Source organism: Acinetobacter sp. NIPH1876 (genome assembly GCF_022808535.1).
GTDB lineage: Bacteria > Pseudomonadota > Gammaproteobacteria > Pseudomonadales > Moraxellaceae > Acinetobacter > Acinetobacter higginsii.
This window is the reverse complement of record NZ_JALGBR010000028.1, coordinates 1-13374: the sequence shown is the minus strand read 5'-3', so window position 1 is coordinate 13374 and position 13374 is coordinate 1. Positions and strand designations below refer to the sequence as shown.

The following is a 13374-nucleotide window of genomic DNA, read 5'->3' as shown; positions in this document are numbered from 1 at the left end:
AGTCGTTATTGTCAGTTTATGTTTCTATGCGCGATAGTTTTGCGATCAAATTGTGACCACACGACAATTTAGGCATAAAAAAGAAGGCATGAACGCTCTCATGCCTTCTTCAATATCAAATTAACGAGGTGCTTTGGTTTTAGACTTTGGTTTTCCTGAAAATGGTCTTTTCTCCCCCGTCTCACGTGGTGGTAAACCATTATGTTGCGTCAATAGCTGCCCTTTTTGCGGACGCTGTTGACCTGACGGTGAACGAGACTGGCCTTGACCACGTTTTGCAGAATCCCCTGCGACAGATGAATTCTTCTTACGTGCCGATTTATATTCACCTTCGGCTGTACCTTGTGGCTGATAAGTTGGAATCAAATGCTGTTTTGAATTTCCGATTAAATCTACACGCCCCATCTCTTTCAAGGCTTCACGCAACAAAGGCCAGTTATTTGGATCGTGGTAACGCAAGAATGCCTTGTGCAGACGGCGACGTTTTTCACCTTTCACAATATCGACATTTTCAGTATAGCGCGCCACTTTAGACAGTGGATTCTTACCTGAATAATACATGGTGGTCGCAGTGGCCATTGGTGATGGATAGAAGGTCTGTACCTGATCGGCACGGAAGCCATTTTTCTTCAACCAAATCGCCAGATTCATCATGTCGTAATCGGTGGTACCCGGATGTGCGGCAATAAAGTATGGAATTAAATACTGTTCCTTACCTGCTTCCTTACTGAAACGCTCAAACATTTGCTTAAAGCGATCATAAGTCCCAATACCTGGTTTCATCATCTTGGATAATGGGCCATTCTCGGTATGCTCAGGTGCAATTTTCAGGTAGCCACCGACATGGTGCTGGACCAATTCTTTGACATATTCAGGGTTGAGGACCGCAAGGTCATAACGCAGACCCGAACCAATCAGAATCTTCTTCACCCCTTTGATTTCACGGGCTTTCCGATAAAGCTGAACCAAAGGTGCATGGTCGGTATGTAAGTTCTGACAAACACCTGGATAAACACAAGAGGGTTTACGGCAATTCTTTTCAATTTCAGGGTCTTGGCAATGCAAACGGTACATGTTCGCCGTTGGACCACCTAAATCCGAAATAATCCCAGTGAAGTTAGGTGCAGTATCACGGATCTTTTCAATTTCACGTAAAATTGAATCTTCCGAACGGTTTTGGATAATACGACCTTCATGCTCGGTAATCGAACAGAAAGTACAACCACCAAAACAACCGCGCATGATATTCACAGAGAATTTGATCATATCAAATGCAGGGAAGCGCGCATTGCCATAAGCTGGATGCGGTAAGCGTGCATAAGGTAAATCAAACACATAGTCCATTTCCTCAGTGGTCAGAGGAATTGGCGGTGGATTGATCCAGACATCACGTTCACCATGACGTTGCACCAATGCACGTGCATTACCTGGGTTGGTTTCCAGATGTAAAATACGGTTGGCATGTGCATAGAGCACCTGATCCTCAGCCACTTCTTCATAAGAAGGTAAACGGATTACCGCCAATTCACGTGGTGGTAATTTATGTTTAATCGCTTTTGATGGTGCAGGTTTCAGCTGTACGATCTGCGTATCTGGATCTAGATTGTCGCCTTCACGTACGATTGGATTTGCCACAAATTCTTTTTGGAAGTTCTGGTATTGAGCCAGTGAGTTGCCTTTTTCTTTTTCAACTTCACAGCCATCAATATCTTCAGTCATCACATAAGGGTTAATGATCTGATCCACACGCCCGATGCTATCAACATCGTTACTGGCGATTTCAACGAATTTTGCTTTCGATTTTTTATTATGTTTATTGATAATAAATGCAGTACCACGAACATCAGTAATTTCGTGAACTTTTTCACCTTTGGCTAAACGATGCATCACGTCGATAATGGCACGCTCACCATTGCCATACATCAATAAATCAGCTTTAGAGTCCATCAAAATTGAACGACGAACTTTATCTGACCAATAGTCATAATGTGCGATACGACGTAAGCTGCCTTCAATACCACCAAGTAAGACTGGAACGTCAGGAAATGCCTCACGGCAACGCTGACAGTAAACCGTTGCTGCGCGGTCTGGGCGTTTATTCGCTTCATTATTTGGCGAATAGGCATCATCCGAACGGATTTTACGATCTGCCGTATAACGGTTGATCATCGAATCCATATTCCCTGCGGTCACACCCCATGCAATGGTTGGCTTACCTAAAACACGGAAACTCTCGACATTGGTCCAGTCTGGTTGCGCGATGATTCCGACACGAAAACCTTGTGCTTCAAGCACACGCCCAATTACGCCCGAGACAAAAGATGGATGGTCGATATAGGCATCGCCACACACTAAAATAAAGTCACATGCATCCCAGCCGAGTAGATCCATTTCTTCTCGTGACATCGGCAAAAATGGTGCGGGTTCAAAACACGACGCCCAATATTTGTCGTAATCAAACAACGCTTTTGGCGCGGTCTGCATGGTGTAGGCAGTAGACATGGCTTGCGAATCTCGGCTAGCAGATGAAGGAGAGACATCTAAAGATGAAAGCCGATCATTTTAACATGAATTCCATTCATTTTTATAGCTCAAAAAACAAACAATGGCGTTTCCCCAAAAAGTATTTGTAACTTATTGAGGAAACATCGTCATAAGATGATGATAATTATTATTTTTCGTTCAAGAAACCTTCTTTAATTTCAGAAGGTAAATCTTGATGCCACCACATATAAATAGAAGCTTTAATTTCTTCATCTTCATCAGGATCATTAAAAGGTTCATCATCTTCACGGATAAGCTCATCGCCATTAAATTTGAACCAAAACTCCCATGGATCATCATCGCCACAGCCCCAAGCTTGTGCATGAATATCAGGTAATACTCCTTGTAAAAATAATAAAATATTTTCAATATTTTCATCACCATTTGAGCCATGGGTAAAATCTAGTACAGCAAACCCATCAATATAGTGCAGTGTCTCTGGTGTAAGATCATGTTCAATCGAATCGATCAAATCAACTAGCTCTTGAGTAATCTCATCTGCTTGCGGATTAATTAGTAAAGCTGTCTGAATGAACTTTTCTTCATCTCCATGATGTGTTGTAAATAAAACTTCTAATTGCCCCATGATGGTTGAATCAGGATGTTTATAATAAACGCGACTATGTAATTCCATATTATTTTCCCCAATTTTAATATTATCTCTACACCCCAATAGGTGCTTATTTAAGTTACTAAATCTTCAGAACTTTTATCAAGTTTATGCGACTTTATTTGTCGTTTTATTTTCATTCTTCATTAAGCGTATCGCGAGCACAAAACCGATCACTAAGACCACAGTGACACTCAAATTAATTCCACCCCATCCAAAACGCTCCCAAACTAACCCTCCACTACTGCCCAATAAACTCGAACCCATGTAATAGCAGAATAAATACAAAGAGGAAGCGACTGCACGATACTGCACCGCTTGAACCGAGACCCAACTACTTGCAGTCGAATGTGCTGCAAAAAATGAAAAGGTAAAAATTGTGAGACCTAGTAAGATAGTCCAAAGCGATGGAATCAAGGTAATCAATAAACCGATCATCATCATCACCAGTAACACAGGCAGTACTTTATCGCGCCCATACTTAAAGCCCCATTGTGCAGCTTTGGGTGAACTATAAATTCCTGCCAAATAAGCAATTGAAATCAGACCGATCCATGTTTGCGATAAATGAAACGGGGCTTCTAATAAGTGGTAACTGATATAGTTAAATACGGTCACCAGACAGCCCATCAGAATAAAGCCTTGGGCAAATAGAATGCGTAGTTTCGGATCTTTTAAATTTTGCTCAAACGCGGCTTTAAAACGTGAAAATCGGAATGGAAACGGTTTGAAATGCTGTGATTTGGGTAATAACAGATAGAATAAGCAAGCAATCACCAAATTCAGAAAACCAATAATATAGGTTGCCGATTGCCAAGAAATAAAATCGACCAAAACGCCCGCAATCAGACGCCCCCCCATACCGCCAATCGCTGTGCCTGAGATATATAGCCCCATCGCAAAACCGATATCCTTCTGTGCAATCTCTTCTCCGATATAGGTCATTGCCACAGCGGCAACCCCACTGACCGCTAAGCCAATCAAAACACGGGTACTTAAAAAGATTTCCCAGATCGGAAAAGAAGCACTAATCAGTAATAAAATCGAGACCAACAATAAGGCACATACCATAATCGGTTTACGCCCAAAACGATCTGAAATAAAACCCGTGAACAGCAAGCCAATCGCCAGTGCGATGGTGGAAAAGGATAAGGGGAAACTACTGTGGGTCGGAGTGACATGAAAGAATTCTGCAAAAATCGGCATCATTGGCTGCACACAGTACAGCGAGGAAAATGACGCAAAACCAGCAAAGAACAATGACCATAAAATCGCCGTAAACGATTTCGAACCATATTCAATATGGGTTGGGCGCAGCACTGATTCAGACATGAGGACTCCTTATGCCCGATCAGTATACGCCTTTGACCGAAATGCGGAATGATCATTTCGGCCATTTTTATCAAATGTTTAAAATAATGCTTTAGGCAGGCGAATCTGAATTATTTCATTATCATCAGCAAGTTTGGCATTGCGTCCTGATGAACCTGGAAAATTATTGTCATTCAATACCGTCAAAGTCGTGCCATTTTCAATAATCACATCTTCAATGGTTTCAAATGGGAAGGCAAATACCTGACCTGTCCCAATATCCCCTTCCCGTGCTGTGCCATACAGCCCATTTGGATTGGCAATTTTCATTAAATCGACCAAGTCTTCGCGTGTTACCACCTGCTTCGGCTCATTGAATTTAATCCGAATCAATTTCTTATGGCCACCGAGATTATTTTGACTCACATCGCGCTCAATAATGAGACCTTCTTTGTCATTAAACAATTGGAAGTCGCCAATATTGGTGGCTTTACTGTCCAGTACGAACCAATAATAAACACCCGTATAAGCTTTCTTCTGCAGATCAAATTGAGAGATCAGCAGCCTACCTGTTGAATCATTCAGCAATGGTTTTTCCAGTAGTGGATACAGATATTTACCATCAGGTGAAATCGCCATCCCTTCAAAACCACTACTGCGCCCCACCAATGGCTCAACATAATTGATATTAGCCTTGTTTAACTGATTTTGTGGCGAACGTAATTCTTGAGCTGGATTAAATGGATTTGGCAAAGCAATCGGTGCATCGAGCAACACGCCCTCTGCGGAAAAATGTAATAAAAATGGACCAAATTCATCACCAATCCAATAGCTACCATCTGGCGCACGTTGCATTGATTCAGGATCAAAGTCCGCCCCAGTCAATAAGCGTTCTGGCGTATTACCATTTACAATATCAAAAGGAATCAATTTATTCGGATCTCGTAATTGAATGAAGCTTTGTACTTGTACCTGCCCCGAACCTTTGCTTTTGGTTTTAAAATCGGCTTTGATTTTATAAATGCGTAATAAGAAATCAGCGGAATTATCCTGTGTGCCAAAACCATTATCGGCCATGGCCATATAACTGCCATCCTGATTTTTTAAGGCAGCAGAAAAGCCCTGTACGGGTTGTCCCTTAAAGGGTGGATAGATGCCATTGGCGCCACTCACCGCTTTACCTGAGTCTGGTCCAGCGGCATAAGTTGCGACAGGAAGCTTGGCGAAAGAAATCAGCGTGGGTTCTGTGACTTTTTCAAGCGTTGTATTGTGGTCTTGATTATTGTCATCATCATTACAGGCAGTTAAGCCCAAAGTGCTACAGCAGAATAAGGCCAATAAAGTTTTATTGTTCATGATTTTATACATTTGGTAAAAAATTATGCAAATTAAAACAAGTTTTGATGACGCTTTTACTGCAATAAAATGAAGTCTTTATGGCGAAAAGATGACAATGTAACGCAATGCTTTTTATCTATCACAACCACTGCCATAGCTTCCATCTTAGTCAAGTTTAGTCGGTTGATATTCGCCCGCAATCGCCGCTTTTAAAAACTTTTGAAAGGTTGGACACTGCATATGATTCTCTGCTGGACACACGGCAGCATGTCTCAGTCCCTCGCTAATAAAGTGCAAACGTCGGGTCATCTGCTCTAGTTGTTCTGCTTTCTCATTGAGCATAGCTCGATCCAATTCAGGCTGACCATTTTCTCCAAACATATGTGCAATTTCATTGAGGGAAAAACCTGCCGCCCGCCCCAAAGCAATCAATGCCAATTGATCTAAAACTTGCTTGCCATATTGTCGGCGTAAGCCATGACGGCCAATAGATTTAATTAAGCCCTTCTCCTCATAAAAGCGTAAGGTCGACGTCGCCACATTGGCCCGTTGAGCCACTTCTCCAATATCCATAAATACCTCTTGACTTCAAGTTGACTTTAACTTGCACACTCTCTTTATCGCGTTTTGTGCAGAAAAGATCAAGGTGAAAAAATGAAAACTGCAGAACTATTACTTCAAATCCTGTGCCTAGGTATCGGTGCCACAATAATGATGGATATGTGGCTATTGCTGTTAAAAAGACTCAACCTTCCAAGCTTAAATTTTGCCTTACTGGGCCGTTGGGTCGGTTGGATGTTTCGAGGTAAATTCTGGCATCAATCGATTGCGCAAAGTCCTGCCATTCGACAGGAATATGCCTTGGGTTGGCTGGCACATTACAGTGTCGGTATCCTCTTTGCCTTCAGCTTTGTTCTGATGGTAGGAGAAGCATGGTTATTGCAACCACAGTTCACCTCTGCCTTTATTTTCGGGGTGATCACGGTGCTCATTCCCTTTTTCATCATGCAACCGGCTATGGGGGCAGGCATTGCCTCCGCTAAAACGGCACAGCCTTTACGCAACTGTCTACGAAGTCTGATTAACCACGCTATTTTCGGCTGCGGTTTATATCTCAGCGCCCAATTGCTTGCATTGTTCTAAGGAATCAAACCATGAAATCCATTGCTATTATTTATCATAGCCGTCAGGGTCATACCCAATTTATTGCCCAACAGATTCAACTCGGCGCAGCACAAGTTGGACAGATTAAAATTGATTTATTCACGGCTGAACAACTGATGTCGCAACCTGAATTACTGTGTCACTATGATGGACTGATTTGGGGTTCACCGACCTATCTCGGTGGGGTTTCTGGCACATTGAAACAACTAATGGATAACACTGGACCTTTATGGAAGAAGCAGGCATTTAAAGGAAAATTAGCTGCAGGATTTACCGTTTCCTCACTGCCCGCAGGGGATAAACAATCCACTCTGATTTCACTTTTCACCTTTTCGATGCAACACGGTATGATATGGGTCGGTAATCCTATTTTACCTGAGCAACATCAAGGTGTTCCTTATACGCAAGCAGCCAATCGTCTCGGGTCATGGTCTGGCCTGATGGCCCAAGCTAAACATGCCAGCGCGGCAGATGCTTTTGATGTTGGCGATATTAAAACTGCCCAGTTATTTGGACAAAACTTTGCATGCAGCTTAAGTGCATATCAAGGAGTGATGATCACGTGAAAGCAGCAAGTCTCTTATTTCCACTCATTCTATCCTGCATGATGTCTTTTCTAATCTCAGGCATCACCACATTGAAGGCGGTTGGCTTCATCGATCACTTCTTTTCGATGTGGATGTCAGCATGGATTGTGGCGTGGCTGTTTGCCTTTCCTAGCGTATTGGTCTGTGCGCCAATTGCACAAAGACTGGTGGGCTGGATTCTAAAGAAACGCTAATCTGATCCCATCTCGCTATCGACGCTTTGTAAGCAAAAGCCTACAGTGACTGTGGTGATTGGCGAATATACCTGATGAGATAAATTCACTAATATATCAATCATAGAGAGACAGGATGTCTCATTCAGAATAATAAGACACACAGGATGTGGTCGTTGACAGGAATTGGCGACAACAAACCAAATATGAGAAAGCCTCGACAGGATGTCGGGGCTTTTTTATTCAGCTGAATATCTAAAATTAAACGATTTACCCCTATAGATTACATTGACTGTTATCGACTTGCTCCCTACCATCCGCATGTTTTATAGATGACGGTCAAATTGTTTCACGATGATAATTTACAACAAATTTTCTTTTTCTCGCTTTCACATCCCTTTTGCTAAATTGAGCCTTATTTTTTTAAGTACTTACTTCACTGTCGCGTGTACCACAACCAAAGCACCTACAGTCAATCACTCCCAAAAACTGTCTTCTGGTATTCAAAACGCTTTTTCAGTATCACCAACAACCGCCAATCGGGTTGCTCCCATCATTCTGCAAACAGCTGAGCGTCACAATATTTCACCACATTTATTGGCTGCGCTGATCCGTCAAGAGTCTAGCTATAGAACTCGTGCACGCTCTTCAGCAGATGCCGTGGGTTTAACCCAAGTGCGCCCAAAATTCTGGCAACAGTTTTGCCCTGGTGATTTATATGATGAACAGGTTAACATCAATTGTGGTGCCTATATTCTGGCAAACTATTATCAATCGACAGGTGATTGGGCAAAAGCTCTCGGCTATTACAATGTTGGTCCTACAGGTTACAGAAGAAGCCCGTATATGCGCCAGCAAGCTGAACGCTATGCCAGTTCGGTTAAACGCCATGAACAAAGCTTAAAAGAAGCGCTATAAGCACTTGTTGTCAGTCAAAACCTACAGAAATTGTGGTGATTAGCGAATACCAGAGATGACTCAACTGCTCTAATCTATAAACCATAAAGAGACAGGATGTCTCATTCAGAACAACAAGAAATACAGGACGTGCTCGTTGACAGGAGTTAGCGGCAAGAAACCAAATATGAGAAAGCCTCGACAGGATGTCGGGGCTTTTTTATGACCCGCTTAAATTCAATTATTACTGTAAAATAACTGCTATTGACTCCCCTAAACTGAGTGCATACCATCCTTATACTTCTGTTTGGTATCGGGTTCTGGTTTTGCACATCACATCGACTTCTTCTGATCAACATACGACCTTCAAACCGTTTGCCTCTATTATTTTAAAGATCAGCCTTGTTGTGTTTGCCATCAGTCTATCTGCCTGTAGCAGTTTAAGCGGGTCCTTTGCCAACCGCTCGAATCAACTTTCATCAGGCTTACAAAATGCCTATTCCGTTTCGCCTAGCACAGCAAATCGTATATCACCCATGATTATTCAAAGTGCCGAGCGTTATGATGTATCTCCAACTTTACTTGCAGCCCTGATCCGCCAAGAATCGAACTACAACAGCTCTGCGCGTTCACCAACAGGTGCCATCGGTTTAACTCAAATTATTTCTAGCCATTGGCGTCAGTCTTGCCCAGGCAATCTCTATGATGAGAATGTCAATATTAACTGTGGTGCACATGTGCTCTCGACCTACTATAGATCTGCTGGCAGTTGGTCTAAAGCTGTGGCCTATTACAATGTCGGACCAACAGGCTACGAACGTAGTTTCTGGACGCGTCATAAAGCCAAAAAATATGCACGCTCAGTCAAACGTCATGAAAAAACACTAAAGAAAGCCCTTTAAAATCAATAAAAACCATGCATCAAGCATGGTTTTTTATTGGGCTGAATAACAAAATTAAGCTTCGTCAAACAAACCTTCAAATAAGACTGAAGATAAATAACGCTCACCACTATCTGGCAAGATCACGACAATGGTTTTACCTGCATTTTCAGGACGTTCTGCAATTTGTGCTGCTGCTGCCAATGCCGCACCACTCGAAATACCGACCAAGATCCCTTCTTGAGTTGCACACTTTCTTGCCCACTCAATGGCATCTGCGCTATTCACAGGCAGTACTTCATCAACGAGATCTAGGTCCAAGTTTTTAGGAATAAAATTCGCACCAATTCCCTGAATTTTGTGTGGTGCAGGTGTGATGCTTTCACCACGTTTGGTTTGAGTGATGATTGGTGATTCCGCAGGTTCAACCGCAACTGAATACAATGGTTTATTCTGAACTTGTTCAAAATAACGTGAAATACCCGTAATAGTTCCACCCGTTCCGACACCAGCAACCAAAATATCGACTTGACCATTGGTGGCTTGCCAAATTTCAGGACCAGTGGTGTCGGTATGAATTTGTGGATTGGCTGGATTCTCAAACTGTTGTGGTAAGAAATATTGTTCTGGATTTTCAGTGGCCAAACGAACAGCCTCATCAACTGCACCTTTCATACCTTTGGCAGGATCAGTCAGCACTAGATCTGCACCTAAAGCTTTTAGTACTTTTCGACGCTCTAAGCTCATACTGGCTGGCATGGTTAAGGTAATCGGATAACCTTTGGCTGCTGCAACAAACGCTAAAGCAATCCCTGTATTACCACTGGTCGGCTCAACAATATGCATACCTATTTTAAGTACACCACGTTTTTCCGCATCTGCAATCAACGCTGCACCAATACGACATTTCACTGAAAATGCAGGGTTACGGCTTTCTACTTTTGCCAGTACCGTTGCGCCCGTTTTAATCAGGCGATTGATACGGACTAAAGGTGTGTTACCAATCGCTTCGGCATTATTTGAATAAACGGCAATACCGAGGTTGGCAGGTGTTGGAAATTGCTGATCGGTCGACATGTTATTTCCTTATTAGATTTGGAATGATTCTTAATCATTATAGGCATGTCAGCCAAGGAGGAAAGTAGAAAACGTTAAGATTTATGAAAAGTTATCATTTTCAATAGGATAAAATTAGAATTGATTTTATGCTGATTTGCTTCCCTTTGCTCATTAAAATCATTTTATAGATGAATAGTTTAGTGATTAGCAGCTACCAAAGCTCACCCTCACGCCACTCGGTGCAAATCGTATCATCAACTGTACAATGTGATAGCAACGCTTTCAGCCGAATGCTCAACGGATATAGCATGATTTCATTCTCATCCGTCAGATAAGTAGACCTATCTTGCTGAATATATAAATCGCCTAACCAAGGCGTCCAACCTAATTTTTTATAGAATGTCACATCTTCAGGTTGTAATGCCGCAAGTTCATAGCCCATATGAGTTAAAGCTTCGATCAAATATCTTAATAGCTGTGATGCAAGCCCTTTTCCCCGCATCATTGCATCAGTCGTCACATATTCAACATAAGCAGTTCTCACCTGATTATTGCCATAAATAGTGAAAACTCTATCCGTCCATAGTGCATGCGATACAATTTTTTCGTCCAAGATAGCGACGAGATGAACAGCTGTTTGCATGAAGGCATATTGACTCCAAGGGTCTTCATCAAAAGCAGTAAAACATAGCTCAGCAATCTGTTGTCGCGCTTGTTCATTCAGGTCTCGAGCCGCGATAATTTTAAACTGCATAGGGATAGACTCAGCGGAAACTACTCATATCTTAAGCAAAGATTGGACTGGCATGAAGTATTTCTAGCTAAAAGAATGACTGATGAGAAATGAAATTTCCGTCTCATTTTTAATATTGAAAATAATTGAATCAGGATAATCCCCCCTCAACCATTCAGCCAAAGAATATCTAGCTTGAAAGGTTAACTTTAGCTTTACACAATCAGCTAACTTTATTGCTGAAGTAAATCCAATTCCTCATCGACCAATGTTTGCGTTGTATCACTCAATAAAATCCCCACTCGCTCACAATGAATCATCAAATGTTCCAACCATCTCTGGGCAGCCAATAGTTCCAAGGTATGGGTCGCAGAGACGTTATGATTGGCAGCATCTTCAATAATTTTCTGTCTTACAAATTCTTGTTTTTCTTTCATTTCCTGAGAAATTAAAGATAAATCATTGACAAAAGTCTCAGGTATTTTTAGAAAAGGCTCTTGTAACAAATAGGGAATATTTTGCTCAAGAATTCCTGCAAAATTTTGCGCTAAAGCATAAACAATCGTTTGATTCTGAATCTTTTCAATATGAGCTACATCATTTAAATCATTTCGTAGAACACGAACATAAACCACCAATCTTAATAAGATGATTAAACGATGTTGATCTGCAACAGACTGTGGAACCGTCATTTCATCTAAATAATGTTCAACTTTAGTCAAAATACGATCAAATTCATCAGTCTTCACCAACGTAGCAACCATTTCACCACGGATACAACGCACCACAATGCCATAGATATCAGCAATTGATTGCAACAACACACGTTCAGCTGTCGCAATCGCCAAGGCTGGAACACTATAAAGTGACTCATCTAAATAACGGGTTGAAGAAAGTTCCTTTTCTGGTAATAAGCGAACAATCAGCTGCTCAAAACGAGGTAAAAGAGGCATAAAAATACAGGCCCCTAACAAGCTAAAAGCTGTATGAAAGGCTGCGACCAATAACACAGGATCTAATTGATGAATGATATTGATTTGATTATATGCCCACATAAATAGAGGGGATAACAGAAGAAAGGCAAAAATAGCGGTAACTACATTAAAAATAACATGAACAGCAGCGGTGCGTTTAGCACTTGTCGTCGCACCCAGCGCAGCCAAAACAGCAGTTGCTACGGTTCCAACATTCTGACCAATCACCAAAGCCAGTGTCTGTTCAAGATTAATCGTTTGTGTAGCGAGTGCGGTTAAGGTGGTTGTAATGGCCGCACTCGATGACTGCAATACAATGGTCATTAAGATGCCCACTGCCACCAAGATTAATTTCATTGTAATGGTGGGTTCAGCCCAACGAGATAGATCAATAAACTGAGCCACACCACTCATGGCATCTTGTAAAAGTTGAATACCAAAAAAAAGTAACCCAAAACCCGCTAAAACCAACCCAATAAAAGCAATCTTTTCTTTACCTAATAGTTTTAATAAAGCACCAACACCAATGAGTGGCAGGGCAAAACTTGATATTGAAAACTTTAAGCCAAGTAAAGCAACCATCCAGCCTGTACTGGTCGTGCCGATATTTGCGCCAATAATCACCCCAATGGCATGGCTAAAGCTTAATACGCCCGCACTGACAAAACCGATCGTTGCTAAAGTCGTGGCAGTCGAAGACTGGACCACAACCGTTAAACCGATTCCAGAGAATACGGCCTTAATCGGAGAGCTTGTAAAGCGAACCAACCATTGACGTAATGCTTCCCCAGCAATTGCTTTCAAGCTGTCTGTCATTAAAGACATACCCAAAAGAAATAAACCAATCCCACCCGTCAATTGCACAATAACGTTAAGCACCGCATTTCCTTCTTATAATTTTCTATTTTCAAACCAGCATATCGCCTTTTTATACATTTTTTCTATTTGATTAATGTTGAATTGGTTCATTTCTAATAATATTTTCCACTGACGATAAAAAACACCCCCAACCGTTAGGTTGGGGGTGTTTAGATTTAAAAGCTGGCGATGACTTACTCTCACATGGCAAGTGCCACACTACCATCAGCGCTAAGAGGTTTCAC

Annotated in this window: 13 protein-coding genes; 5 read left to right on the top strand and 8 right to left on the bottom strand. The window is 41.8% G+C overall.

Going from position 1 to position 13374, the window contains the following annotated elements:
• Window positions 1-120: 120 nt before the first annotated feature.
• The 5 genes from MN869_RS19810 to MN869_RS19790 all read right to left on the bottom strand — a co-directional run bounded on the left by MN869_RS19810 (window position 121) and on the right by MN869_RS19790 (window position 6376).
• Window positions 121-2502, bottom strand: a complete 2382-nt coding sequence (locus tag MN869_RS19810) for a YgiQ family radical SAM protein (protein ID WP_243309180.1) — start codon at window positions 2500-2502, stop codon at window positions 121-123.
• 169 nt (window positions 2503-2671) lie between these two features.
• Entirely contained in the window at window positions 2672-3178 is a 507-nt protein-coding gene (locus tag MN869_RS19805) for a hypothetical protein (protein WP_243309179.1), read from the bottom strand.
• An 84-nt stretch (window positions 3179-3262) separates the two neighbouring features.
• Window positions 3263-4486: an MFS transporter gene (locus tag MN869_RS19800; protein WP_243309178.1), complete on the bottom strand. Its 1224-nt coding sequence runs from the start codon at window positions 4484-4486 to the stop codon at window positions 3263-3265.
• A 78-nt stretch (window positions 4487-4564) separates the two neighbouring features.
• The gene (locus MN869_RS19795) at window positions 4565-5821 is read right to left on the bottom strand and encodes an esterase-like activity of phytase family protein (protein ID WP_243309177.1); all 1257 of its coding nucleotides are present in this window, start codon (window positions 5819-5821) and stop codon (window positions 4565-4567) included.
• Window positions 5822-5968: 147 nt separating this feature from the next.
• Window positions 5969-6376 (bottom strand): helix-turn-helix domain-containing protein, encoded by a 408-nt coding sequence (locus tag MN869_RS19790; protein ID WP_243309176.1) that lies wholly within the window; start codon window positions 6374-6376, stop codon window positions 5969-5971.
• Between the two features lie 81 nt (window positions 6377-6457).
• Here MN869_RS19790 and MN869_RS19785 point away from each other — a divergent pair, with 81 nt between their 5' ends.
• The 5 genes from MN869_RS19785 (at window position 6458) to MN869_RS19765 (ending at window position 9526) form a co-directional block, all read left to right on the top strand.
• Window positions 6458-6946, top strand: coding sequence for a DUF2938 domain-containing protein (locus tag MN869_RS19785; RefSeq protein ID WP_243309175.1), 489 nt, complete (start codon window positions 6458-6460; stop codon window positions 6944-6946).
• Window positions 6947-6957: 11 nt separating this feature from the next.
• Window positions 6958-7533: a flavodoxin family protein gene (locus tag MN869_RS19780; RefSeq protein WP_243309174.1), complete on the top strand. Its 576-nt coding sequence runs from the start codon at window positions 6958-6960 to the stop codon at window positions 7531-7533.
• Window positions 7530-7748, top strand: coding sequence for a DUF2798 domain-containing protein (locus tag MN869_RS19775; protein ID WP_243309173.1), 219 nt, complete (start codon window positions 7530-7532; stop codon window positions 7746-7748). Before MN869_RS19780 ends, MN869_RS19775 begins: the two co-directional genes overlap by 4 nt.
• 333 nt (window positions 7749-8081) lie before the next feature.
• Window positions 8082-8645 (top strand): transglycosylase SLT domain-containing protein, encoded by a 564-nt coding sequence (locus tag MN869_RS19770; protein ID WP_171551665.1) that lies wholly within the window; start codon window positions 8082-8084, stop codon window positions 8643-8645.
• 362 nt (window positions 8646-9007) lie between these two features.
• The gene (locus tag MN869_RS19765; RefSeq protein WP_243309203.1) at window positions 9008-9526 is read left to right on the top strand and encodes a lytic transglycosylase domain-containing protein; all 519 of its coding nucleotides are present in this window, start codon (window positions 9008-9010) and stop codon (window positions 9524-9526) included.
• A 54-nt stretch (window positions 9527-9580) separates the two neighbouring features.
• Here MN869_RS19765 and cysK read toward each other — a convergent pair whose 3' ends face one another.
• From cysK to MN869_RS19750, 3 genes are all read right to left on the bottom strand, one after another.
• A complete protein-coding gene (gene cysK, locus MN869_RS19760; protein WP_243309171.1) occupies window positions 9581-10582 on the bottom strand; it encodes a cysteine synthase A in 1002 nt (333 codons plus the stop codon).
• A 193-nt stretch (window positions 10583-10775) separates the two neighbouring features.
• On the bottom strand, window positions 10776-11318 hold the full coding sequence (locus MN869_RS19755) for a GNAT family N-acetyltransferase (RefSeq protein ID WP_243309169.1): 543 nt from the start codon (window positions 11316-11318) through the stop codon (window positions 10776-10778).
• 212 nt (window positions 11319-11530) lie between these two features.
• Entirely contained in the window at window positions 11531-13150 is a 1620-nt protein-coding gene (locus MN869_RS19750) for a Na/Pi symporter (RefSeq protein WP_243309166.1), read from the bottom strand.
• Window positions 13151-13374 lie beyond the last annotated feature (224 nt).